The organism is Paenibacillus solanacearum (assembly GCF_910593845.1).
GTDB classification, from domain to species: domain Bacteria; phylum Bacillota; class Bacilli; order Paenibacillales; family NBRC-103111; genus Paenibacillus_G; species Paenibacillus_G solanacearum.
The window spans coordinates 180,417-204,716 of the sequence record NZ_CAJVAS010000001.1 but is presented as its reverse complement, the minus strand read 5'-3'; the positions used below and the strand labels follow the sequence as shown (position 1 = coordinate 204,716).

At 54.9% G+C, this 24,300-nt stretch carries 26 protein-coding genes; 6 read left to right on the top strand and 20 right to left on the bottom strand.

The genetic code is table 11. The annotated features are described in order from the left end of the window. Nucleotides 1-7 precede the first annotated feature (7 nt). The 8 genes from KXG62_RS00835 to KXG62_RS00800 all read right to left on the bottom strand — a co-directional run bounded on the left by KXG62_RS00835 (nucleotide 8) and on the right by KXG62_RS00800 (nucleotide 9,149). The gene (locus KXG62_RS00835; RefSeq protein WP_218090004.1) at nucleotides 8-1,954 is read right to left on the bottom strand and encodes an ABC transporter substrate-binding protein; all 1,947 of its coding nucleotides are present in this window, start codon (nucleotides 1,952-1,954) and stop codon (nucleotides 8-10) included. A 238-nt stretch (nucleotides 1,955-2,192) separates the two neighbouring features. Next, nucleotides 2,193-2,951, bottom strand: a complete 759-nt coding sequence (locus KXG62_RS00830; protein WP_218090003.1) for a DeoR/GlpR family DNA-binding transcription regulator — start codon at nucleotides 2,949-2,951, stop codon at nucleotides 2,193-2,195. A gap of 92 nt (nucleotides 2,952-3,043) precedes the next feature. Next, nucleotides 3,044-3,418, bottom strand: a complete 375-nt coding sequence (locus KXG62_RS00825; protein ID WP_218090002.1) for a sensory rhodopsin transducer — start codon at nucleotides 3,416-3,418, stop codon at nucleotides 3,044-3,046. 219 nt (nucleotides 3,419-3,637) lie between these two features. Then, nucleotides 3,638-5,035: a sulfatase family protein gene (locus KXG62_RS00820; RefSeq protein ID WP_218090001.1), complete on the bottom strand. Its 1,398-nt coding sequence runs from the start codon at nucleotides 5,033-5,035 to the stop codon at nucleotides 3,638-3,640. 172 nt (nucleotides 5,036-5,207) lie between these two features. Continuing rightward, nucleotides 5,208-6,653, bottom strand: a complete 1,446-nt coding sequence (locus tag KXG62_RS00815) for a sulfatase family protein (RefSeq protein WP_218090000.1) — start codon at nucleotides 6,651-6,653, stop codon at nucleotides 5,208-5,210. Next, nucleotides 6,650-7,249, bottom strand: a complete 600-nt coding sequence (gene cysC / locus KXG62_RS00810) for an adenylyl-sulfate kinase (protein ID WP_218089999.1) — start codon at nucleotides 7,247-7,249, stop codon at nucleotides 6,650-6,652. The genes KXG62_RS00815 and cysC overlap by 4 nt, the downstream gene beginning before the upstream one ends. 40 nt (nucleotides 7,250-7,289) lie before the next feature. Next, a complete protein-coding gene (locus KXG62_RS00805) occupies nucleotides 7,290-8,288 on the bottom strand; it encodes a Gfo/Idh/MocA family protein (RefSeq protein WP_218089998.1) in 999 nt (332 codons plus the stop codon). A 219-nt stretch (nucleotides 8,289-8,507) separates the two neighbouring features. Then, complete coding sequence (locus tag KXG62_RS00800; protein ID WP_218089997.1) at nucleotides 8,508-9,149, bottom strand: DUF2306 domain-containing protein; 642 nt, start codon at nucleotides 9,147-9,149, stop codon at nucleotides 8,508-8,510. A gap of 181 nt (nucleotides 9,150-9,330) precedes the next feature. On the opposite strand from KXG62_RS00800, the gene KXG62_RS00795 reads away from it, so the two are divergent. Next, entirely contained in the window at nucleotides 9,331-9,561 is a 231-nt protein-coding gene (locus KXG62_RS00795) for an eL33 family ribosomal protein (RefSeq protein ID WP_218089996.1), read from the top strand. A 233-nt stretch (nucleotides 9,562-9,794) separates the two neighbouring features. Beyond that, nucleotides 9,795-10,088, top strand: a complete 294-nt coding sequence (locus tag KXG62_RS00790) for a hypothetical protein (protein ID WP_218089995.1) — start codon at nucleotides 9,795-9,797, stop codon at nucleotides 10,086-10,088. 263 nt (nucleotides 10,089-10,351) lie between these two features. Here the strand turns inward: KXG62_RS00790 and KXG62_RS00785 are convergent, their stop codons facing one another. Together KXG62_RS00785 and KXG62_RS00780 are read right to left on the bottom strand one after the other, a co-directional pair. Further along, complete coding sequence (locus KXG62_RS00785) at nucleotides 10,352-10,540, bottom strand: hypothetical protein (protein ID WP_218089994.1); 189 nt, start codon at nucleotides 10,538-10,540, stop codon at nucleotides 10,352-10,354. A gap of 216 nt (nucleotides 10,541-10,756) precedes the next feature. Then, a complete protein-coding gene (locus KXG62_RS00780) occupies nucleotides 10,757-11,509 on the bottom strand; it encodes an SDR family NAD(P)-dependent oxidoreductase (RefSeq protein ID WP_218089993.1) in 753 nt (250 codons plus the stop codon). Between the two features lie 204 nt (nucleotides 11,510-11,713). On the opposite strand from KXG62_RS00780, the gene KXG62_RS00775 reads away from it, so the two are divergent. Then, nucleotides 11,714-12,355 carry a TetR/AcrR family transcriptional regulator gene (locus tag KXG62_RS00775; protein ID WP_218089992.1) on the top strand — a complete coding sequence of 214 codons (642 nt, stop codon included), beginning with the start codon at nucleotides 11,714-11,716 and terminating at the stop codon, nucleotides 12,353-12,355. A 213-nt stretch (nucleotides 12,356-12,568) separates the two neighbouring features. On the opposite strand, the gene KXG62_RS00770 is transcribed toward KXG62_RS00775, so the two are convergent. Next, nucleotides 12,569-13,309, bottom strand: a complete 741-nt coding sequence (locus tag KXG62_RS00770; RefSeq protein WP_218089991.1) for an SDR family NAD(P)-dependent oxidoreductase — start codon at nucleotides 13,307-13,309, stop codon at nucleotides 12,569-12,571. 29 nt (nucleotides 13,310-13,338) lie between these two features. Next, complete coding sequence (locus KXG62_RS00765; protein WP_218089990.1) at nucleotides 13,339-14,229, bottom strand: DMT family transporter; 891 nt, start codon at nucleotides 14,227-14,229, stop codon at nucleotides 13,339-13,341. A gap of 130 nt (nucleotides 14,230-14,359) precedes the next feature. Here KXG62_RS00765 and KXG62_RS00760 point away from each other — a divergent pair, with 130 nt between their 5' ends. Next, on the top strand, nucleotides 14,360-15,244 hold the full coding sequence (locus tag KXG62_RS00760) for a LysR family transcriptional regulator (protein WP_218089989.1): 885 nt from the start codon (nucleotides 14,360-14,362) through the stop codon (nucleotides 15,242-15,244). On the opposite strand, the gene KXG62_RS00755 is transcribed toward KXG62_RS00760, so the two are convergent. From KXG62_RS00755 to speD, 3 genes are all read right to left on the bottom strand, one after another. After that, nucleotides 15,241-15,768 carry a CBO0543 family protein gene (locus tag KXG62_RS00755; RefSeq protein ID WP_218089988.1) on the bottom strand — a complete coding sequence of 176 codons (528 nt, stop codon included), beginning with the start codon at nucleotides 15,766-15,768 and terminating at the stop codon, nucleotides 15,241-15,243. The two genes, KXG62_RS00760 and KXG62_RS00755, sit on opposite strands and share 4 nt — an antisense overlap. Beyond that, on the bottom strand, nucleotides 15,749-16,243 hold the full coding sequence (locus KXG62_RS00750; RefSeq protein WP_218089987.1) for a hypothetical protein: 495 nt from the start codon (nucleotides 16,241-16,243) through the stop codon (nucleotides 15,749-15,751). Before KXG62_RS00750 ends, KXG62_RS00755 begins: the two co-directional genes overlap by 20 nt. A gap of 136 nt (nucleotides 16,244-16,379) precedes the next feature. Next, nucleotides 16,380-17,189: an adenosylmethionine decarboxylase gene (gene speD, locus KXG62_RS00745; RefSeq protein WP_218089986.1), complete on the bottom strand. Its 810-nt coding sequence runs from the start codon at nucleotides 17,187-17,189 to the stop codon at nucleotides 16,380-16,382. Between the two features lie 161 nt (nucleotides 17,190-17,350). Between speD and KXG62_RS00740 the strand changes: the two genes are divergently transcribed. Continuing rightward, nucleotides 17,351-17,872: a CBO0543 family protein gene (locus KXG62_RS00740; RefSeq protein WP_218089985.1), complete on the top strand. Its 522-nt coding sequence runs from the start codon at nucleotides 17,351-17,353 to the stop codon at nucleotides 17,870-17,872. Between the two features lie 54 nt (nucleotides 17,873-17,926). Here KXG62_RS00740 and KXG62_RS00735 read toward each other — a convergent pair whose 3' ends face one another. Further along, entirely contained in the window at nucleotides 17,927-18,973 is a 1,047-nt protein-coding gene (locus KXG62_RS00735; RefSeq protein ID WP_218089984.1) for a DUF1080 domain-containing protein, read from the bottom strand. A 153-nt stretch (nucleotides 18,974-19,126) separates the two neighbouring features. Between KXG62_RS00735 and KXG62_RS00730 the strand changes: the two genes are divergently transcribed. Beyond that, nucleotides 19,127-19,492: a winged helix-turn-helix transcriptional regulator gene (locus KXG62_RS00730; protein ID WP_218089983.1), complete on the top strand. Its 366-nt coding sequence runs from the start codon at nucleotides 19,127-19,129 to the stop codon at nucleotides 19,490-19,492. Here KXG62_RS00730 and KXG62_RS00725 read toward each other — a convergent pair. From KXG62_RS00725 to KXG62_RS00710, 4 genes are all read right to left on the bottom strand, one after another. Next, a complete protein-coding gene (locus KXG62_RS00725) occupies nucleotides 19,482-20,765 on the bottom strand; it encodes a Gfo/Idh/MocA family protein (protein WP_218089982.1) in 1,284 nt (427 codons plus the stop codon). The two genes, KXG62_RS00730 and KXG62_RS00725, sit on opposite strands and share 11 nt — an antisense overlap. Nucleotides 20,766-20,794: 29 nt before the next feature. Further along, complete coding sequence (locus tag KXG62_RS00720) at nucleotides 20,795-21,511, bottom strand: gamma-glutamyl-gamma-aminobutyrate hydrolase family protein (protein WP_218089981.1); 717 nt, start codon at nucleotides 21,509-21,511, stop codon at nucleotides 20,795-20,797. Between the two features lie 324 nt (nucleotides 21,512-21,835). Continuing rightward, nucleotides 21,836-22,930 (bottom strand): alpha/beta hydrolase family protein, encoded by a 1,095-nt coding sequence (locus KXG62_RS00715; protein ID WP_218089980.1) that lies wholly within the window; start codon nucleotides 22,928-22,930, stop codon nucleotides 21,836-21,838. A gap of 16 nt (nucleotides 22,931-22,946) precedes the next feature. Further along, on the bottom strand, nucleotides 22,947-24,272 hold the full coding sequence (locus KXG62_RS00710) for an ABC transporter substrate-binding protein (RefSeq protein ID WP_218089979.1): 1,326 nt from the start codon (nucleotides 24,270-24,272) through the stop codon (nucleotides 22,947-22,949). Nucleotides 24,273-24,300: the final 28 nt, after the last annotated feature.

The following is a 24,300-nucleotide window of genomic DNA, read 5'->3' as shown; positions in this document are numbered from 1 at the left end:
TTCCGGGTCATTTTTTGAAGAAGAACTGCTCGCCGCTGAAGTTCGCCGCAATGGCAAATCCTTTCTCCGGAATGTTGCCAAGCTTCGCACTCACGATAAGCGGCTGCTTCACATTTTCGATGTGCACGAAATACCAGTAGTTTTTGCCCATTTCCTTCTTCACGTCTTCGATCGCTTTGATGGCTGCGTCCGGCGGACTGGTCGACACTTTATCTACGAGGTCGTAAAATTTCTTGACGTCGGCCGGCGGTTCCTCGCCCTGCTTGCCGCCTGTATCCAGCCATAATTTCCACAGTCTGCCCCAGAAGTTTTGGCCCCAATCCGCCATATACCAAAGCGGCGTATGCGTCCAGATCATCGTCGCCTGAAGCTCGTTGGCATCTCTGCGCGAGCCCCACAGCGTCTGGTCGATCGTCTTCATCGTCACGTCGATGCCGATCTTCTTCCAGAACTCGACGACAAGCTGCGTCAGCGGGACGATATCCGGCGCTTGGGCTCCGATTTCGAACGAGATGCTGAATTTTTTGCCGTCCGGCGCAAGACGGAAGCCGTCCGGGCCTTTCTTCATGCCCATCTCGTCGAGCAGCTTATTCGCTTCGTTCACGTTATACGCAGGGTCCTCGATTTTTCCCGGTTCGGCAAAGCCGTAATAAATCGTGTCGATAATTTCCTTACGGTCGAGTCCGAGGCTGAGCGCCTTGCGGAAACGGACGTCCTGCACGACTTTGCGCCAGGTCGGATCGTTGTACGTTTGGTTCAGGAAGATGTCCGTCGGCGTCACATGCATGTCGGAGAGCAGCGTCCGGTAGCCGCCCTTCTTCTCGTTTTCCTTGTACAGCGGCATCTTGATGAGCGCGGCCGATTCGCGCGAGAAGTCGACCTCGCCGGCGATTGTCTTCATCGTGACCATCTCGATATTTTGCACGAGCGCGCTTTGAATTTTATCGATGTACGGCAGCTGGTTGCCTTTGGCGTCCACTTTGAAGTAGTACGGATTCCGTTCGTAATCCGTCATCGTGTCGGACCGCTTCACCATCATCCACGGATACAGAACCGGGAAGCCGATCGCCTCGGGCTTGGTCAGCTCGCGGCTGGTCACGTCCTTGTCGTTGAACATTTTCACCCAATCGTCCGGCCCGTACTGGCCTTCCTTCAGCTTCGCCTCGAGCTGCTTCGCATCGGCATATTTCTTATGCAGCGGCTTCAGGAAATGCGCCGGCTTCAGAATGTAATCGCTGTAGCCGCGCCAGCTTTCGATCGCGAGGCGGATCGGGAAGCCGCCATACGGCTGATCGAACGTAATCTGGAACGTATACTCGTCGACAACCTTGAACTTCAGCGGCGCGCCATCCGCCTTGCCGCCCGCTCTCAGCCAGGCCGGGAATACGGGGGTCAACTCCTCGTTAAACAAAATGTCCTCGATCGAGAACCGGACGTCCTCGGAAGTGACCGGCTTCCCGTCCGACCATTTCAGCCCTTTGCGCATCATAAACGTAAATTCTTTGCTGTCCGCGCTCGCCTTGTAATCTTTCAGCACGTTGCCGGTAATTTCTTTACCGAGAATGCCCGGGGTGTTGAGCAGCGGCTCGTTACTCATGACGAACACGTCGGCGTCCCATCCGATAACCGAAGTCACCGTGCGCATCGTACCGCCGTAGGTGCCAATTTCCGTCTTAAGCATATCCGCCGGCATTTCATTGGCGATCTTCGGCTCCTCCGGCAGCCGGTCCTTCAGCGAAGGAAGTCCTTTCCCGTCCAGCATTGGCGCCTGTCTCAGTTCAAAGGCTCCGCTGCCTCCTCCTCCGCCTCCAGCCGGCGGTGCGGCCGTGTTCTCTTTCATGTCCGTTTTTGTGGGTTCTTTTGCGGGCTGGGCTGCCGGTCCGCCGAAACATCCGCTCAAGGTCGCGGAAATCAGGAGACCTGTCACCGTCATGGACCAAAACGACCTTTTCATCGAATCCCTCCCGTTCTGGATTGGACTGCATAACTGTAAGCGCTTTATTTTGTTGCTCTAGCTTACGACGCGATTTCCGAAAAAATAACTATTTCTTTTTGAATTTCGCGATTTAAGTCCGCAGTCCCACAAAATCAAAAGAGATACCGCAAATTTCAACAAGCAAACGGATGCGCAACAAAAAAAGCATCCCATGTCTGCACATTGCCGATGCTTTTTCGCTCTCGAGACTTGCGGACTACACCAGCTTGACCGAGAATTCCCTGCTTTTCAGTTGTTGTAACAGCGCCGCGTCGATTTTGGAATCGGTGATGATTTCTTCGACATCCTTCAGCGGCGCCAGCATCTCCAGCGCCTTCGTACCGAATTTGCTATGGTCGGCGAGCAAATAGCGCTGGTCGGCAATCGACATCATGCGCCGCTTGATCATCGCATTCGACTCGCTCGACTCGCGCAGCCCGAGCTGGATATCGATGCCTTTGCACGAGAAAAACAGCTTGTTCACGTGGTATTCCTTGAGCATTCGCTCCGCCGCCGGTCCGACAAAGGACAGCGAGGCCGGGGACAACGTGCCCCCGGTAGAAATGATCCGGACCCGGCTTCTGTCGGCCAGTTCAACGGCTACCTTGATCGCGTTGGTCAGCACGGTCAATCGCATGTCCGGCAGCAGACGCGCCATTTGCCACGCGGTCGTGCTGGCGTCGAGAAGAATCGTGTCGCCTTCCACGACCCGCTGCACCGCTTCTTTGGCGATCGCGATTTTTTCCTGCATATAACTGATTTCCCGCTCGGAGAACGGCGCTTCCCGTTCGGAGTGCTTGATGCCGACCGCGCCGCCGTGTGTGCGCATGAGTTTCCCTTCCGCTTCAAGTCTTTCCAGATCGCGGCGAATCGTCTCCTCCGTGACCCGAAATAACCGGGCGAGCTCCGACACCCTGACGCTCCCCTCCTGATCGAGCACATTCACGATTTCCCGATGCCGCTCCGCAACCAGCATGAACTTAGCCTCCCCAACGTTCTATGGTCTCTGTCTGTTTGCCGTCTCCCCAAGCGACGGCGCGCCAATCGCGCGATCCCGGCCATCCGTTGTCAGCGTTCGGGATATCCCATGACGGACATCAGCGCATTCTCCGCCTGCGTCGCATCCAGACGGCTGTACTGCACGATGACGGGAATGCTGCTCTCCACTTCCATCGCGTAGGGCACGCCGACCGGGATGCGCCGGCCGTCCTGCTCAAGCGAGCTGGTGCGGATATGAAACGTGCGGCGGGCCGGAACGGCCGCGGGCAGCCTCTCGAGCGGCGGCTGATCCTCAAAATATACCGTGATGCGCAGCTCGGCCGCTTCGTCGCTGCAGTTCAAGACGCAGATCGATTCGTGGCTCGTTAAGGCGCCGGAGCTTTGCGGCGGAATATAGCCGTCCGGGATAAACCATACGTTATGTCCTTTGGCCGAATTTCCCATGTTGTATCCTCCCGTTATTGTTTATTGGGCGATGGACGGCTGTCGTTCCGTCATGCCCCTGTGCCGAGAACATCTGTAAGCGCTACCATTTCATGAAAATCGTTCGCTGCCTTCATACAGCTGCGGCGCTCCCGAATCACAAAGGACCGGGTGCGCCGTCGCTTCGTTTTACTGCAATATATGCCCGTTTATTTTTGATTATGTTACTTTCGTTCAGGTTCACAACTTATTCCCAAGCAAAAGCTGGTCCTTCATCCAATGGTTCGCCGCAAGCCCGTCCCCGTCTTGCACAAGCTGGCGGTACAGCCCGGTCCGCAGCTGCTGCAGGATGTCTGCGACGACCGGATCGGCAATCCGGTTGTTCAGCTCTCCGGGGTCATGCGCCAGATCGTACAGCTCATCCACATCGGTCGTATTCCAAATGTATTTCCAGTCTTTATTGCGGATCATCCGCTGTGTATACAAACCGAACTGCTGGCCGTTGTAGGAGGCGACGACCGCTTCCCGCCAATCCGCCGGCGCGGCTCCTCCTCCCTGCAGCAGCGGCAGCAGCGAACGGCCCTGCAGCGAACCCGGCACCGGCAGTCCCAGCAGCTCCAGCATCGTCGGAGGCACGTCGAGCAAATTGTACACGAATGCATCGGACACGGTTCCTTGCGGGATGACGTCCGGGCACTTGATAATCAGCGGAACGCGGACCACGTCATCGTACAGGATGTAATGCTTATCCATCATCCGGTGCGCTCCGCACATGTCGCCGTGGTCGGAGGTGAACACGACGATCGTCTCGTCGGCGATACCGAGCGCCTCCAAATGCCGCAGCACCGATCCGACCGCGTCGTCGACCTGGCTGATCATGCCGTAATAGCGCGCGACGACCGGCGCCCAATCGTCCCATGTGTAATCCTGCACCTGCCAGTTCAGCAGTTGCTGCCGCTGAATGTACGGCTTATGGACGAAGTCGTCCCGGAAGTTATGCCACTGGGGAACGGCGGCGGGATCGTACATGGCGGCGAAGCGGCCGGCGGGCCGGCAGGGCGGATGCGGCTCGGAGAAGTTCAGCCGGATATGCCATGGCGCTCCGGCGGCGGTCAGCTCGCTGATGCTGTCTGCCGTCTGCCGGGCCAGCCAGTGGGTTCTCGCATCCTCCAGCGGAATCGGGTCCGGCTCCCCGAAGAAGCCTTGCGTGTAGCTCGCCTGCGGGTACCGTTCCGTCTGGAACCGCTTGTACTCGGCTTCCCCCGTATACCGCTCGTAGCCGTAGCGGGTCGGGTCATGCTCCGGATGCACGCCCCACTTGCCGAAATACCGGCTCCGGTAGCCTTGCGCGGCGAGGTCCCGAGGCCACGCGTACTGCTCCGGCGCGAGACCCGGGACCGGGAGCGCGATGTTGAAATTCCACAGGCCGCCGAACGTCTCCGCGCGCCGTCCGTTCATGAACGATTGCCTCGCCGGACAGCACAGCGGAATATGCGTAAAGGCATGGGAGAACCCCATGCCCTCGGATGCAAGCCGATCCAGATTCGGCGTATGTACGGGATAGCTTCGGCTATACCCTACGCAATCGTAGCGCAGTTGATCAGCCATAATGATTAACAGATTCGGTCGTTTGTTCATCGGTAAACGATCCTTTCGTTGTCATTGCTGCGGCATGGACGAGGACCGCAGTTCAGAAATTCAGCAGTTCAGCAGCAGCCTTGCTCCGGCTGACCTTTTCGCCGGCAAGCGACTAGCGGCATTCGCTGCATGGCCCACGCTCCTCGCCGCGCTTGCGGCTGCGAAGCCTGGCTTATTTGGCGGCGCCGGGCACGCGGCCATGCGCCTTCTGCGCATGAAGCGCGTCGAATCGCTCCCGCTGCGGATCCCGCAGCCATTCCTCCCACGTCAGCCCGACGCCCTCCAATATTTTCTCGATCCGGTTGCGGAACGGCAGTCCCAGCTCCTGCAGCTGCCGTTCCATCGGGTCTTGGCGGCCCTGAAGCTTCGCGCTTACCCAGCCATCCAGCTGCCGCTCCAGCGCATCCGCCGTCTCCGCATACGTCTCCGCGAGGTTGACCGTCTCCTCCGGATCGGCGTGCAGATCGTACAGCTCTCGCGGCGGGCGGGAGAACGGTCCCGCATCATGGGTGCGGATGAACTTGTACCGCTCAGTGCGAATGCCGCGGGCGGCCTGCCAGGCACATTCGCTGAGATAGACCGCCTCATGCGTCCGGTCGCTCTCTCCGCGAATCGCGTTCCACAGACTGCGTCCGTCCAGTCCCGCGGGGGCTGCGAGACGGGCCGCATCGATCCCGGACAGCGCCGCCATTCGGGCCGCTTCCAATACCGTCGGCATGAGATCGACCTGCTGAACGAGCCCCTTCACCCGGCGTCCCGCCGGGACTGCTTCAGGCCAGCGCATAATGACGGGAACGTGGACGGTCGGCTCGTACAAGCCGCAATGGTCCCAATAAATGCCGTGCTCGGTCAAGCTTTCGCCGTGATCTCCGAACAGGACGAGCAGCGTCACTTCACGAATCCCTTGTTCCTCCAAATAGCCGTCCAGCTCCCGGAGCAAATCGTCCAAATACCGGACCTCTGCATCATACAGCGCATTGATGTAGTCCGCGTCGGTCACGGAACCGAGCAAATCGTAATGGTGATGCTTGAAGAACGGGTAAGCCATATGATTGTAGGCTGCTTCCATGCTGCGGTTGGACGGGTCGTACGGATTGCGGCCCGCTTCGTAAAACGGGGAAATGTACCGCTCCGGCGGCAAATAAGGCGTATGCGGGTCCCAGTAGTGCAGGAACAAAAAGAAGTCCTCGTCCTTATGATCGCGAATCCACGGCTTCGCCAAATCGTTGATCGTTCTGCCGTCGATCCACCGCTTTCCTCCGACGCTATTGATATAATAACGGTAACCGCGTGCGAACCATTCCTTGAGCTGATACAGATTGTCCACCGCGCCGGTCGTAAAGCCGGCCGAACGGAGCATTGTAGGCAGCCATTCGGTCGATTTGGGGAGCACGCCCAGCTCGGAGCCATGCGATACGACGCCGGTCGTCAGGCCGACCTTCCCGGTGAATATGCCGGTATGGGCTACCTCCGTCGGAATGTCGGCGGCATACGCGTTCTCGAATAGCACGCCCTGTGAGGCGATTTCGTCGATATACGGGCTTGTCGGCTTGGCGTACCCGTAACAGCCAAGACGCGAAGCCCGCATCGTATCGAGCGAGATCATGATGATCTTCATGGCATCCGCCTCCTTGCCGCTGCGGCGCTAGCCTTATCCGGTACCGCGATGCCGCCGGTCGCTGCAGCGCGCCGGTTCAGCCAAGACATGATCCTCCGGCAGTTGTCCTCGACGGAATGCTGCGCCGTGTCGATCGAAAGATCCGGCCGCAGCGGCTCCTCGTACGGATCGGAGATGCCCGTAAACGCCGCGATTTCCTGTCTGCGCGCTTTGGCGTACAACCCCTTCACGTCTCTTCGCTCGCATTCCTCCAGCGGGCACTGCACATATACTTCGGCAAAGGCGGGAATTTGCTTGCGCACGTACTCTCTCATCTCCCGGTAAGGGGTAATGGCCGATACAAGCACGATCACGCCATGCCTCGACAGCAGGCCCGCAATATAGGCGATGCGCCGAATATTTTCGAACCGGTCCTCACGGCTGAAGCCGAGTCCCTTGCAGATCGTTTCGCGCAGCTCGTCGCCGTCCAGCAGCTCAACTCGAAGGCCTCTGTCCTCAAGCAGTTGATTCAAATGCTTGGCCGTCGTCGTTTTGCCCGATCCGGACAGCCCGGTAAACCAAAGCACCCTTCCATCCGTATGGTCATTCGCGTTCATTGCCGCCGCTCCTCTCGAATGCTTTGCCGCGCAAGCGGTTTCATTTGGGCACGTCTACGACAGCGCCATTGCTCATCTGCGACGCGATCGCCGCCTCGATCACTTCTTGCGCCGCCAAAGCGTCGGCGCCGGAAGCTTCGATTTGTTCCGGAGAGACTCCCTGCTTGATTTGCCCGATAAACCGCTCGATCCGGTTTTTGAACGTATCGTCGAATCCCTGCATGCCGCGGAAGATCGGATTGCGCATCACAAGCAGCTCGTCGCTCTTATGCGGATAAAACGTAAAGCTCTCGTACACGTTATCGATGACGAGCCGTCCCTGATTGCCCGCTACCTCGCAATACTCGATCGGGTGCTTCATCGACATGTCGTAGCTGCCGGTCAAATGCCCGACCGCCCCGCTCTCGAATTCCATATTGATCGAGGCGGTGGACCACGTATTGCGTCCCTCCGCTTTGGTCATAAACGCCTGCACCCGCCGCACGTCGCCCATAAAGTAGCGCATCACATCGATGGAATGCGGATGCAGCGCCCGCATATGAAACCATTCGGTCGCCTCGGATTTATTATCGATCGTCAGCCGCATGTTAATAAACAGCGGGGATCCGAGCGCTCCTTGCAGCAGCAGCTCCTTCCCTTTGGCCGCCGCCGGTGTGAAGCGGTGGTTCAAATTGCACGCCAGCCGCACGCCCCGCTCCCGGGCAAACCGCACCATTTCTCTGGCTTCCTCCACGCGGTTGGAGATCGGCTTCTCCACAAGCACGTCCTTCCCCGCTTCCATCGCAATCATCGCCGGCTCGAAATGATGGCTTCCTTTCTCCACGCCGGCGGTCGCGACGATCACGACGTCAATATCCTCTTGCTCCAGCATCACGCGCATATCCGTATAAGCCTTCACCCGGTATTCGCGCGCGGCGGCATCCGCCCGCTCCTCCATTAGATCGCACACCGCGGCAAGCTGCGTATCCGGGTGCTGCGCATAATATTTACAGTGAACTTTCCCGATGTTGTTTACACCGACGACGGCCACTTTAATCATACCGACCATCCTTTCGAAATGGATATTTCCTTCCTGCTTGTTGCATCGTAACGCCGGCATACACAACATGACGCCGGCCGGGGAAAATCACAATCGTCTCTGGCTTCATTGTACACTCCCGCCGCGTCCGGAGACATTGCCGATTCAGACAACTGCATTGTCGATCCGGTCATGATAAAAAACCACCGCCTGTTCGGCGATGGCGCACATTATCGATTGCTAGCGAACCCGGCGCACGAAGAGCCACTCGCAGAGCAATACATTGAGGACAAGTCCGACCCAAATATTCGCTTCCAGCACCGGCGCAATCGCGGCCTTCACTCCCCCGTCCGGCGCTCCTTGCAGCGCCATATAAGCCAGCAGGCACAATGGCGTAACGAGTCGGGCGGTCGCTGCGACAAGGGTAACCGCGTAGCTGCGCAGCATCCAAATCTGATGGTCCCGCACTTCCCCTCGCCGAATCGTGCGATATCCTTTCCAGCCTGTGATGAGCCACAGCACCGCTAGCGCCAAAAAGGCGAGCTGGCGAATATAGCTCTCGGTATACATGCCTACGGCAAGCCCCGTTATTCCGCCCGCTGCAATGCAGCCCAAATATATACGTCCGACGAGCCGGTGAAGACGGAGGAAGTTGGTACGTAGGCCGGGAATGAATTGGATCCATCCCACCGCGAGCGCCAGAAACGATGCAAAGATATGGATAAGCAGCAGCGGATAATGGAATGGCAGCGCCGGGTTCAGCTTCACACGGCTGTAGGCTGGATCGAATAGCAAATAGGGGGCGATCGCGAACATAGCGGCCGCCGCAACCAGCAGGAAGACGACGCTCCGAACCGCTCGTTTTTTTCCGTTTACTTTCATAGATTCGCATCCTTTCGATACAGGGAACTTCTAAATTTCATTCCTCTCCATCATAGACGCCAAATCTAAACTACGCTGAAATCATTTCTAAAAAAAGTATAAAGCCGGCTGCTGCATAAACCCACACGCTTACCGGACGCGGACATATAATGGACAACTACGGTATAAAGGAGGAAACCGCATGTCAGCCGTATCGATGTACAAGAAAAGTAAAAATTATATCGGCCGTACCGTCAAAATCAAAGCGAAAAACGGGAATACGTATACCGGTAAAATCGTAAAGGTCACCGGCAAAAAATTGTATTTGAAAGTGACGTCCGTTCGCAGCGGAAACACCGTTCACACATCGTTTTTTCCGTTTATTTTGCCGCTGGTGCTGTTCGACCTGCTGGCGATCACGCTGCTTATTTGACCAGCAGATTGGATAATGAAAGGACCTCAGCCACTTGTCGTGGACTTGAGGTCCTTCTTATGTTCAGGTAACGCTCCCCATCATAAGAGCGCTTTAGCGGCCGTTTTATTTTATTTCGCGCATCATGATTAGCACATCATGCGGCGTTTCATTAATGCGATGAATATTTTACAATTTCCGCTCATACGTTTTTTAGTACTTCGTTACCTTTCATTATAAGGAGAGTGATATTCATGAAGGCGATAAAAACGAAATTGGGTGTGCTTGTGGCTTGTTCCTGCCTGCTTTTACCGAATGCGGTCAGTGCCGCGACAGCCTCTGCAACGGCAACCGACAAAGCGAAGGATCTTCCGACGTACTCGAACGCCGTCGCTCAAACGAAAGTCAACGGCATATCCGTACCCGGCATATATATCGTGACCAAAGATTCGAGAGTCGCCCTCGTCCCGGGAGGCATCGGACTGGTCGTGGTTCATAAGGACATCAAGCTTCCCGCCGGCTCGCTCTACCTCTCCGAAATAAAATAGACAATCGCAATTCGCAGCTCCGGGAGCAGATAGACGCGCAAAAAGCTGCTATCACTCCAGCATACCGTACTTAGCCAAAACCCCTTCCATCTGCTTCGATGGAAGGGGTTTTGGGTGTTGGATAAATGTGAATAAAACGCCTAGAGAAATTTCGGGTTGGCTCCTCTGTTCTTCGATCACGCTGAACATAAAAAGGCGCGGATTCATCTCCGCGCCCTTACTTATAATTATTTCATGCTCAAGACTCGTTATCCGCTTTCCCGTCAGTCCAGATCGCGTAAAGCTCTCCGGACAGAACGTCTTGCGTCATTGATATTTCTCCGCGCATCGTCCAGGCTTCCGAGCGCATCCCGGAGATCGTCTTCTTGTTTCACCCGATAAGGTCTCTTTTTCACAGGAGCTACTTTTGTTTTCACTGGAGCTACTACTTTCTTGATTCTTTTCACAGCCATTACAATCACCTCCAATTTTGAAGATAATTAATAATATGCCGGAAACCACAACCCGACAGCATGCTGCTGTCTATCTTTAGGGTACGTTTATCTTCATTTCAGTAATATGCGCAAATCCCTATTTTTTCACCAGTTGTCATTTTTTTCTACGCCCAAGCATATTTACAACCTGGATGATCCAAGGAATGGAGTCAACAAGTTCCTTATGAAATTACATTATTTGGCCGTGACGCCGCCATCCACCGGCAGCTCAACGCCGGTTATATATGCGGATTCGTCCGAAGCAAGGAACAGCACCGCCTCCGCAACCTCCGACGCCCGTCCCACGCGCGGCAGCGCCGTCTGCGACAAAAACCATTGCAGCATTTGTTCATTGTTCACGAACTGCTCGCTCATCGGCGTTTCGATAAAGCCGGGGTGGACCGAGTTGACGCGAATGCGGTCTTGGCCGAAATCGACTGCCGCGGCCTTACTCAGCATGCGAACGCCGCCCTTGGACGCAGTGTAAGCTCCTGCGCCGCTGCTTCCCGTCAGCCCCGCGATCGAGGAAATGTTGACGATCGAGCCGCCTCCAGCCGCCTGCATATGCGGAATCACATACTTCATGCCGAGGAAGACGCTCGTCAAATTAATGTTCATGACCTTGTTCCACTGCTCCAGCGTCGTCTCCAGCAAGCCCGTCGCAAGCGAAATACCAGCGTTATTAACCAATATGTCCACTTTCCCGAAAGCGCGCACCGCGTCCTGGACGACCCTCGTCCAGTCTTCCTCAAGCGCGACGTTGTGCTGGTAAGCAGCGGCTCGTCCGCCGCGCGCCTCGATTTGTTCGGCGACCGCTTGCACCGCCGCTTCATTAATATCGGTAGCGACGACAGCCGCGCCTTCTTGCGCAAACAACAGCGCTTCTTCGCGCCCCATCCCGCTCCCTGCTCCTGTAACGATCGCAACCTTGTTCGCCAGACGGCCCATAGGTCATATCTCCTTTGAAATCAAATGTGTGATACATAGGATAATCATTAGACAATTAAGTCATGATAGTTATCGTATCATTATGATAGTAATTATATCACCGCGATATACGGAACTCAAACGTTTCTTGAATATGGCATAGCCGGCCGATATAATACTTATCATCACCGACAATTATCCTTTACCGAAGGCGAAAGGGAACCTATGGATCCGAAATCGAGATACGAGAAGGAACGGTCAGACGGCAAACTCCAGCGGCTGCAGCTGATTCTTGACGCGGCCGAGCGCGTTTTTACCGATAAAGGAATTGAAAAAACGACGATGCAGGATATCGCCAAGAGCGCAGGCATCGGCATCGCCACATTGTTCCGCTATTTTCCGAAAAAGGAGAAGCTGATCGTCGCCGTCGCCGTCCGGCTGCTCGAACCGATTTATGAGCGGTTTCGGCACATTGCGGACCTCCCGCTGACCAGTCTGGACAAGCTCGATCGGTTATTCGACTTTTTCATCGAAGACCATGACCATCCGCGGATCAAGTTCATGGTCGATTTCGAAAGCTATGCCTCCCACTGCACGGAGCCGCTCGACGATATTTTGCAGTTCAACCTGCTGAATCGCCGCATTTCGGACGAGTATGCGACCATCATCCAAGACGGGTTGGAAGACGGCTCGATTCGCGCCGGTCTACCGGTCAGAGAGACGCTCACGACGCTGATCAATGCGTTCGGTCTGTTCTCCAAGCAGCTGTCGCTGCAAAAAAATATTTTGCTGCTTGAATCGGACATGGAATCGGATCGCCAGCTTGCTCTGCTGAAGCGTATTTTTATCGATTACTTGAGGGGATAGGCATATGCAAGCGAAGGGCATGCCGCTCCGGCCTGGAAACACCTTGCGGTGGCGCGTGACCGGGAATGCGCATGCCCGATCCATATACGATATAAACCCAGAAGCTTGAATTGAGCGAACGGTTGCGGAGGACGCATATGGCGCCTCACCGGCAGTTCGCATGACGCCTTTGCCTGATATTTACACTCATGCGGCTCGCTGCCCGCCGATTCGTCACATCGTCTGCCCGCCGTCCACAATGATCATCTGCCCGGTCATCGACGGCTGTATCAATACGGCACTAATCATCTGCGCGATCTCTTCCGGCGTTGAAATACGCTGCAGCGGCACATGGCCGACCAAGCGCTCCATCTGCGCTTCCTTCCCCTCCCACCATCGGGTCGCCACGGCTCCCGGCACGACGCTGTTGACGCGAATATCCGGCGCCAGCGCGCGGGCCAGCGACTTGGTCAACCCGTGGACCGCCGCTTTGGATACGGCATAGGGCAGCGAGGAGCCGGAGCCGGTCAGCCCTGCAATGCTGCCGACGTTTACGATGGCGCCCTGCTTCCTATTCTTCATATACGGAGCCGCGGCGCGGGCGCAGTGGAACATGCCCTTGACATTCACCGCGAACAGTTCGTCCCATACGTCATCGGTGGCGGAATCCAGATCGTCCAGCGGGATATGTCTGCTCATGCTGGCGTTGTTGACCAGCATATCGATCGCGCCGAATCGCTCTGCGACGGCGTCGACCATGGCGCGCACCTCCATGTCGCGCGAGACGTCGGCTTGAACCGCAAATGCGGTCCCTCCCATTGCTATAATACGCTGCACCGTATCCTCCGCGTCCGCCTTGGACCGCGAATAATTCACCGCAACGCAGACTCCCCGTTCTGCCAGCAGCATCGAGACCGCACGGCCGATCCCCGTGCCTCCGCCTGTCACCAGCGCCACGCTTTGCTTCATGTCCATCGCAACTCTCTCCCTTGTTCCTTTTCTTACTATTTAAAGGCGATTTCCCTTGCAGCTGGCTTATGAGCCTTGCGATTGCCTTCCCAATTCACGAGAAAGATGCCGGCGCACACGAGCAAGCCGCCCCAGCCAACAAACTGGTTCACCTGCTCGCCGAGCAGCAGCCATCCGGACAGCACGCCGAACAGCGGCACCAGAAACAGGAATGCGCTTGTCTTCGACGGATCTCCGCTGCGAAGCAAGGAAAACCAGACTGTAAACTGAACGATCGAGCACATGACCACCAGACACAGCAGCACCGTTACGGATACCGCGTTCACCGTAAAATGCGGATGCTCCGTCAGCGCGCTCAGCAGCAGCAGCGCGAGTCCGCCGGCCAGCATCTGATATGCGGCCAGCACGGACATATCGAATACCGCGCCCCACCGCTTGATCAGCAGCGTCGCAGCGGCGAAGCAGAACGCACCGGCCAGCCCGATGAACGTGCCTGGCTGCAGTCCGAGATGGAAGCCGAATGCGACTGCGACCCCGAGGAAGCCGATAACCGCCCCAGCCCATTGCCGGCCGCTGTAAGCCGCGCCGCCAAGCAGACGGGTCAGCACGATGACGATGAGCGGGTTCGAGCAGGTAATGATCGACGATTCCCCTGAAGTAATCCAGCGCATGCTGTAATACGCGCAGCCCATGACGCCGGCCGATTGGAACACGCCGATAGCTGCCGCTTGCAGCCATTGCCTCGCTCCGCGGGGCCGCTGCTTCCTCCGGACGAGCAAAGCGAGCAGCACGCCGGCTATAACAAAGCGGATCCCCATCAGAAAAAACGGCGGCGCATACCGTATGCCGATTTTCCCTAACGGGAAAGCGATGCCCATGAGGAAGGTCGTAAACAAAATCAGAACGATATACTTGGTTTTACGCATCTGGCAAATCCCTCCGTTTCCCGTGCAGGTATGAGCCTTATTGTAACGGAGGCTTGCATTTATGTATAATGATTGTTATTGATGTTGGATATCACTATAAATGATAGTAGAGAGAACGGAGGCTTATTCGATGGAAAGTACAGATTTGCGCGTCTTTCAAGCGGTTGCCCGCGAAGGCTCGATTACGAAGGCCGCGATGCGGCTTGGCTATGTTCAGTCTAATGTGACTGCACGGGTACAGCAGCTCGAATCGGAGCTCGGCACGGTGCTCTTTCACCGCCATAACCGCGGCATGACGCTGTCTTCCAGCGGCAAAACGCTGCTTGGCTACGCCGACAAAATTATCGGCTTGCTGGACGAGGCGACCAAGGCGATTGCTTCTTCCGAGACGCCGTCGGGTCCGCTGATGATCGGGTCCACCCAGACGGCCGCCGCCGTTCGCCTGCCCAAGCTGCTCACTGCCTACTATGCGCAGTACTCGAACGTGCGGCTGTCGATTGCGACGGGACATACGCAATTTTTAATGGAGCAGGTGCTGCGTTATGAGCTGGACGGCGCTTTTATCGGATGCGAGTGCCGTCACCCGGAACTGCAGTCCGTGCCGGCATTCGAAGAAGAGCTTGTCATTGCTGCGGCGTCCTCGGTCGCCAGCTTGGAGGAAGCCGTCAAACGGCCAGTGCTTGTCTTTACTCCGGGTTGTACATACAGGGAGCTGCTGGAAGCTTGGCTGCTGGCTAACGGCTTGTCACAGTCGGTCATTATGGAATTCGGCACGCTGGAAGCGATCGTCGGCGGCGTATCGGCAGGGCTTGGCATATCGCTGCTGCCCAAAGCAGTGATTGGCAAGCAAGAGGCGGACGGATTGATTCGTTCCTTCGAGGTTGAGCCGGCGTACCGCCACATGAAAACCGAATTCATCACGCGAAAAGATTCGTTCGTCAGCAGCGCCTTGCAGGCGTTTATGAACATGCTGCCCGGTGCGGGAGCCGGCATCGCCGCCGAGAAACGCAGCTAACGCGAAGACTTCCGCGCCGGGCTCTGTTTAAGGCCGGGAGTCCAATGCCTTGTGAGATGGAGTACCAGGATGTTCAGCACGTAGACTCCGATATAGACCAGAGGCGAAAAGGCCAGGTGCCAGCCCTTGTACGTGAACACGCGATACTGGACGGACAGCCATTCCAGGAACGTCGTGAACAGCGACCAACCCAGTACGTACAAGACGAGACGGCCCGCGCTCTTCTCCATCCTGTCATAAAAGTGCAGAAACAGATAGGCCACCGGGGGATACAAGAAAAAATAAATGACGATATCGAGCATTTCGTATTTGGACGAGTCGCTCACATCGTACAAATCGAACGGCGCCACGGCAATCATCGAATCGACCGATTGCGATAAATACAGATTAAAGACAACCGTTGCCGTAATATCCACCGCCGACAGCCGTCGGGGCAGCAAAAACGAAACGGTGAACACCAGCACGACGGAGATCAGGATGAACCATTCGTTAGCATCAAACCGTTCAGGCGGATACAGAATCATCGCGTTCTCTCTTTCGCAGCAGCTTTCGAAACCACCATACAAAACAAAACGATTCCGTCAACACCGTCAGCCAATAAGCAAGCGAATACAGCATGTGCCAGCCCTTCAACTCAAATATGCCGAGCTTATCGAATAAATAGTAAGCACCGGACATGGCCAAAAACCAGGCGATAGCAAACAGCGCTTTCCGCAGAACACGACCGGACACGGCGAAAAACGAATGCAGCAGCCATAGCGTCACGACCGGAAAAATAATGATCTGATTGAGCTTGAAGCAAAAGAAAGCGGAAACGCTTTCCGAAAATCGGATCAGCTTCAAATTATCGATGATCGCCGAGTGGGTCTGCTCAATGGCAACGGTAATGACCATATAGTACAGCAGCGTTTCCAGCGGCCGGAACGCCGTACGCAGCATCCGAACCGTCGACAGTACGGCGATACTGAGGGCGATACATATCGTAATCCATACGACCATCAGGGCACCTCCCACCTGTCATGATAGAGTAGTGTTCCCTTTCCTCTCCGCCCTATGCGGCTTCGCTGCGGCAATGGAACGCGATGGCGCGCCCGCATCAGGACACGCCCGCCTCCCCATTGCGCCGCGGTATCCGTTAATAGGCGATATTTTTCCCGTAAAAAATTTCATCCATCTCCCACTTGAGACTCTCCTCGATATTGCGCTGCTCTTCGTCGCTCAACTTTTCCTTCGTATAGCCGAACAAATAGTTATTCAAATCGAACGCTTTCAGCTTGCACTTGGTATGGAAAATATTTTCCTGATATACGTTGACGTCTATCATCTGATACATTTCTTTGATCTCGTCGGGGATGTAATTCTGGATCGAGCCGATCTCGTGATCGATAAACAGCTTGTGGCCGCTAATGTCCCGCGTAAAGCCGCGGACGCGGTAATCCATCGTCATGATGTCCGTGTCGAACGAACGAATCAAATAATTCAGCGCCTTGAGCGGCGATATTTCCCCGCAGGTCGATACGTCGATGTCCGCCCGGAACGTGCTGATGCCTTCATCCGGGTGATATTCGGGATACGTATGAACGGTAATATGGCTCTTGTCCAGCGCAAGGACGACCGCATCCGGGAGCGGACCGGGCGACTCGTCGTAAGACTCCGTCGGCACTTCGACGATCGGGCCTTCCGAGACGAGCATGGTCACGCTTGCGCCTTGCGGCACGTAGTCCTGCTTGGCGACATTTAGCACATGCGCGCCGATAATGTCCGCCACATGCTTCAAAATCGTGGTCAGCCTGTCCGCATTGTATTGTTCGTCAATATATTCGATGTAAGCTTCCCGTTCTTCTTTCGTTTTTGTATAACAGATGTCATACATATTGAAGCTTAATGATTTCGTCAAATTATTAAAGCCATGCAGCGTAACCCTCTGTTCGGGCGTTAATTTCATGAACACAGCCTCCTTCCGACATCGTACTTACTATTTCCTTCTTCTGTAAAAATGATTCCAGCGAAAAGGTTCGGTTTCGAACTCACGATTTTGTTGTTATTTCTGTTAGTAACTGTAAATAATAGCATGGTATGGCTTATCGCATCGGAAGGGGCTGCTTCATGAATTCGTTATATGCGCTCGCTTTTGCCTTCGCGGGCTATAAATGGGGCGATTGGAAAAATTGGAAAGCCTACTACAGCACCATCTTGTTCTGGATTGTGATCGATCTGGTGCACAGCGTCTTAACTTACCATTATACGCTGTGGGAATTTCACACTTCCTTCGATAAGGCACTCTTGCCGAATCATACGTTCATCTCGTTTACGCTCGATTTTATTTCGTTTCCCGCGACTGTCCTGATTTATCTGGGGCATTACCCGTCCGGACTCCGAAAGCAGGCCCTGTACATATTCAGCTGGGCGCTGTTCTTTACGCTGATCGAATTACTGACGCTGCATACGTGGAAGGGCATATCCCATCATCACGGCTGGAACATATGGTGGTCTGTGGCAATCAACCTGCTGACGTTCCCGATGCTGCGGCTCCATTACAAGCATCCGCTCTGGGCATGGCTCTTGTCGCTTTGCGCCACCGCCTTGTTCTGGAACGTATTCGATGTGCCGCTCGGTACGATGAAATAAGGGATCATATGAAAAAAACCACCGCGTGCTCGCGATGGTACTAACCGGTGACTCTTATTTCGATGCTGCTGTAACGCGGGGCAAACCCGTTCTTACGCAAAATCCCCAGCCGAACTTGCCTTCCAGGTTCGTAATTTCGGCGCGAACCGTATTGCGCCCCGCCTGCCAGCGGACCGAAACGTCCGCATGTTCGGGGCGAATCCGCCCGTCGCTTGCCGGCGGCCCCCACTTCCACTCTCCCTTGTACACTTCCGCCTCGTTAACCCATAAGCGCATATGGTCGCTGAAGCCGAATGACAGCACGGATTCGCATTCCTCGGACAGCTCCAGCGTGCATTCCGCCATCACCGCCGTCCCCTTCTCGCCGAGCGGATACAGCCTGTTCAGGTTGACGGTACCATTCTCCTCCGCAGCCGCTCTTGCCAAGCATGGCAGCGGTCCGGCCGATGCAGCCGGCACGTAAGGTTCGGAAACGAGCCATTCCGTCAACAGGGACGCGCCGGCATCTTGATCGCTCGGCTGAGGCCGTTGCTCATGAGGCACAGGCTGCAGCGGCTCGATCATCAAGCCGCGTATGTATGCGGGCAGATTGGCCCACAAGCCTACGCTGCCCTTGGCCGGGCCGTGCTGCAGCTTTGATACGACGAGCTGCGGCGCCGTATGGTCGCCGACGCCTATCGCGACGCTGTCTTTGCGAACTTCCAGCGTCAGCGATACCCATTCGCCCGGCGGCACCGGCGCTTTGGCTTGATAACGGGGACCGTTATAAATTTGCCATGTGGTGGAGCCGTTCATGACCGGATCGTACTGAATGTCTCCGATGCTCGCCGCGGTTGACGGCGAGATGTAGACGAGCTCATAATTCTGCTCGTCCCGGACCCCGAAGACGAGACCGGCAAATCCGTTCGGGCCGGGAATCGCAATATCCGCTCGAAGCCGGTAGCAATCCGGCGGCGCGTAATCTCGAACGAGCACGGGATGCGTAAGGAAATCTTCAATATATAGCGCAGCTTCGCCGCGCCATTGCCCCAGTCTGGCTCCCGATTCGCCGAGCTCCAGCTGAGCCAGATCATCCGCTAATGTCCAATGTCTCATCTGCATATGTTTTAGCCTCTTTTCTGCGATTAGTGATTTATCCAAAGCTGCTGCCCGGTTGACATTCGCCGGAAGCTGCAATAATAATGGAAGCAGACCTATTTTCAGGGATTGCTTCCCTGTTTTGTTCAACTATATTTTAGTAAGGAGGTTTCATTTATGAGTACCCTTTCCCACGAGGAACACCCGACAGGCTCGAATATTTGTGAAGTGCTGCAAATTCTCGGTGCCAAGTGGGCTTTTCTGGTTATCGACGAGCTGTGCAAAGGCCCGCAGCGGTTCAAGCAGCTGCAGCGAAGCGTCAAAGTCATCAAAACCCAGTCGCTGACCGATACGCTGCGGCATCTGGAACAGAACGGCATCGTACTCCGGGAAGTATTCCCCACCGTACCGGTAACGGTACAATATTCGTTAACGGAAAAAGGAATGGATTTCCAGGCGGCGCTCAAGGAAATGGAGAAGTGGGTATTGAAGTGGGGCAGCGTTGGACCGCACACCAGCCTCGAATCAGCCGCTAAAATCTAACCAGTTCAGCCACCTTAACCGCTTGACCCGTCTTCATCGAATGATTGCCCGCGACCCCTGTTAGTATCGACATTGCTCCGTCCATGTGTGAAGCTGCACGATTGAAACGATCATATTCGGGCACACCGAACAAATCATTTAACAGTACAGGGTCTCCTCCGCCATGTCCGCCCGTTTGTTGTTCCACTTGGACTTCATATGGTGCGCTGAACGTCGGATGCACTATGATGCTTTTTCCTTTAATCGCTCCTTCCAGCGCCTGATCACCGCCTGAATTCACGTAAGACGATTCGACAACATTCATTTCAATACGGCCCTTGCTGCCGTTAAATACTACGCGGAAACCCTCCCAAGGAGCATAGGCATGAAGCGAATAAGTTAAAATGGTGCCGTTACGGTATTTAACCATAACCCCCAACGTATCCTCAATGCTGATGCCATCCCCGAACACACTTTGATCACGGTAGTAGCCATCCTCTTTCTCCGCATCCAGGTACATCGACTTCAGTTTCCCCTTATCCAGATGCAGCGCAAACGGATCATTCTTTGCGTATTCGCTGCCGTGTGCTCGAGAGTAAAATTCGGTAACGCCGCGTTTTTCTGCGTTTTCCCTGCCGTAGAACATCAAATCGCCAAGTGCATATACCGTTTCCGGCTTTGTATTCAACCAGAAATTGACGAGGTCGAAATGGTGCGTCGATTTATGCACGAGCAGCCCCCCGCTGTTGCGCTTGTCGCGGTGCCAACGGCGGAAGTAGTCGGCTCCATGGTCCGTATTTAGCAGCCACTCGAAATGTACGGCATGCACGTTACCGATAGCCCCGTCATCAATCAACTCGCGGATTTTCGTATTATGAGGCGAGTAGCGGTAATTGAACGTCACACGCAGATGACGGCCCGTTCTTTTGACCGCATCCAAAATATCCTGGCATTTCACTTCGTCTACCGTCATCGGCTTCTCGGAAATAACGTCACAGCCGAGCTCCATCGCGCGGATAATATAGGTGTGATGCGTCCGGTCAATGGTGGTCACGATCACGATTTCCGGCTTCGTTTCCTCGATCATTCGGTCAAACTCATGCGATCTATACGTAGGCAGGGGTGCAACCCCGAATTTTCCCAGTTGCTTGTTAGCGAAATCCATCCGTGTTTGGTTCAGATCGCAAAATGCGACGAGCTCGCTTGAAGCAGCGAACTCTTTGGCAATCGCTTCATAAAAGAAGCTGGCACGGCCACCCGTACCAACGAGTGCATATTTTTTACGAACTGACATTTTGTTTTCCTCCTACCGATGATCAAAACTTATTTTTGTTTCGCCGCTTCCACAAATCGTTCGAATAGCCGGTAGGATACGGCGTCGCTTGAAGACGTATTTTCGGGATGCCACTGCACACCCAACACGTAACGGTGACTCTCGCTCTCGATGCCTTCCACGATTCCGTCGGAAGCCCATGCGCTAGCGCGGAAGCCCGGCGCAACGACTTTCACTGCCTGATGGTGGAAGCTGTTCACCTTGCATTCGCGCGTACCGGCTGCATTCTCGAGCAACGTGCCTGGAGCAATCGATATGCGGTGGAACAGATGCGACCGTGGCGCATCCTGCTTATGAAGATGCGCTCCGTCGATCTGTCTGCCGATATCTTGGAACAGCGTGCCGCCGGCGGCCACATTCAACAGTTGATGCCCCCGACATATGGCGAATATCGGCTTGTCGGCATTCAGGAATACGCGGGTCAGCATAAGCTCCAGCCGGTCGCGGTCCGGCGACAACGCCCCCAGGCCTGGCAGCGGGTCCTCCCCGTAATAGCCCGGATCGATGTCCTTGCCTCCGACAAGCAGAAGCCCGTCCGTCATATCGCATATTTGTGCAATATCCGACTGCTCCTCTATATACGGCACAATAAGGGGGATGGCTCCCGCCCGGAGGACGGATTCCGTATTATCCCGCTTCAGCTGCGTCGACTCTTCGTCAATCCAAGCGGTTACCGCGATGACGGGTTTGCGCGCTTTCTTCTTCATAGGTGTCCTCCTTTATAATGTCGCCTCTCGTGAGACCGGGTGCCCGCCATAATACGATCAATTCGGATCGTCTGCGTCTTAAGGACAGCAACGCATCTCAAACAGTGTTGAAGCAAACGCGTTTCAAGCACCATAATTACATAGGTTCAAAGAAGACGTTGTTCTGCACGGACGTGCCGGTACCGCCATCGGTAATTCCATTGGAAGTAGGAATCGTCGTTCCGAACAACAGCTGGTTTCCGTGTATTATGTTGTACTTCCCCGTGGAATTAAAGATACGTATTGAATTTTGCGCTCTACTTGATGGGATTTAGATGTCTTTTTTCATGGCGATTCTAAGAAACGATCCCCGCCTTTACCTGAGGTTAGATGCTGGCGGACGAACGGCCATACGCGTTCCTTGTAATATCGGTGCCCGCCGTTACCTTCATACAGCTCACAACAATCGGTTAACTTGCGGTCAATAGCTTCGTAAATGATCCTCGCATGCGCAAAAGCTTCGCGGGTATGCTCAATCGGAAAATCCTGATCGAGAATTCCGTGAACGAACAATAGCGGCCGGGGCGCGATTAAACCCGCAATATCATACATGTCTCCGAGCTTCATAATGCCGGGGATAAAATTGCAGTGACAGTGCGGCACCTTCATGACGGACCCAGGATACGTACAGAAGCATGAACTCGGCACACAAACCGAAATACGTTCATCTAATGCGGCCGTAAAGAACGATACCGTACCGCCTCCCGAATTGCCGGTAATGACCATACGGCTGGTATCGATATCCGGGTGAGCGGAGGCGTAATCGATCAATCTGCCCATATCGTGCACCCGTTCTCCGATCAGCGTCCTTCCATACATGAAGGCGCGCTTCTGCAGCTCGTCGCAGGAACCCGCTTTCTTCGTGGAAAACTCCTCATCCCTGGACATTTCCCAAAATCCCCGAACGTCCATGGCGATAACGGCATATCCTTCCATAACCGCCTGCAGCGCAACGTCGCGTTCTCCTGCCTCAGCTTGCTCGCGCTCACTGTCGCTGGAATAATTACCCACATACGTTTCCTTACCTCGTTTGCCATGGCCGTGAGGCGTCAGCACGAGCGGGAAAGGACCGGTGCCGTTCTCCGGAATCAGCAAATAGAATGGAATTTCTACCCCGGGCTCGGTAGTGATATACGTTTTCTCCCTGCGATAGCCTGGAAATCGAACCGTTTCTGTCGTTCTTGGGGATAACGGCAGGTCACGGGTATACTCCCTGAGAGAGGCGAGCCCTGTCAATTCTGCGAGACGTTCGCGGAACGACTGCTGCCAGCGCTTCCAATCACCGCTGTCCAAAGCCTGCTTATAATCAAATTCCCGGACTGTGTTCTCGCGCAAGTTGCGCATGTAGCTGTCTGTCGCGAATAATATCGATTCTGTCATATCGATCACTCCATTCTTATTTTTGCGCGGCTATGTTGCTGTTGATCTTCTCCCCCAGCTCCCGGATCGTTGTGTTAAGATCCTTGCCATTGATGTACTCATACATGGCATCCGTCAATGCGGTGCTGTTGGCTCCGAATTCGAACCGGGAGAATACGGGAGATGCGATAATCTTGCTCTTGGTGATGGCCTCCATATGCTTGCCCTTCAGAAACGGCATATCCATCCCGAGCTGTTGTTTGATGCCGGTATCTTTCAATATCGTTAATCGGCCCAACGTCCTCGTCGTTTTCAACTGCACCTCATCGGATGTAAACACTTTCAACGCAAGCATGGCCGCGTCCTGATGCTTGCTTGTTTTTGTAATCGAGAATACGTGGCTGTCCACAATCGTAGCGACATTCGGAGCTTCCTTGTAACTTGGGTATTGGGCGATATCCCAATCCAGCCCTTGCTTCATGGCGTCCTCCAGCCCGAGATCCAATATATTGACGGTAGCCAGCATAGCCAACGTTTTATCCTTCATGAATCGGTCATAAGAATTGGTGGTTTGGGGGCGCTCATTATTCGGAATGGTGTATACCGTGCGAACCAAGTCGAATGCTTTCCGCCAGGCTTCGGTGTCTACGGACGGCTTATCCGTTCTTCCGTCGACTAGAAGCGCGGCCAGCGGTCGAGCCACTCTGGAGACCGTCTGCACATCCAGTCCGGCATAGGTCATATTCCCATCCGAACGGGACAGCAGTTTGGCCAGCGCAATGGCATCCTCCCATAGCATGCCGTCCTTCGGATATGCAACGCCAAACCGGTCAAACAATGTCTTATTATAGTATAAGGCGGTAAATTGCTGGCTAAAAGGCAGCGCAACAATGCCCCCTTCCTTGGAGATCGATTGGATGGATTGCATAACCGGCGGATCGAAGCGCTGCAAATCGATAGCATGCTTCTTGATCAACGGCGACATATCCATGAGCAGATCACTCAAATCATAGGTGGGCAATATGCCGTTAAACGCGAAGATGATATCGGGAGTCTCGCCGGACATCATCAACGAATCGAGTGTGACGCCTTTTCCGGGTCTTTGGATTTCCAATGAAATATGCGGATATTTTTTCTTCAACGGCTCAAGCCATATATCGTTCACCTGCTGATCGGTGAAGGCTTGCTGCATAAATACCCGTAAGGTAACCGGTGTCGTATCGGCAGCCTTTTCGACCACTTTATCGGCAGGCTGTTCGTCAGTCCCCTTAGCTCCGCTGCATCCCGCCATCGTCATCATGCTTGCGATCATGCATACGCTCACACCCGTTAAGGCCCACTTTCTTCCATAATGCATATTCATTGAGTATAGTCCCCCCCCTTACCAAAAT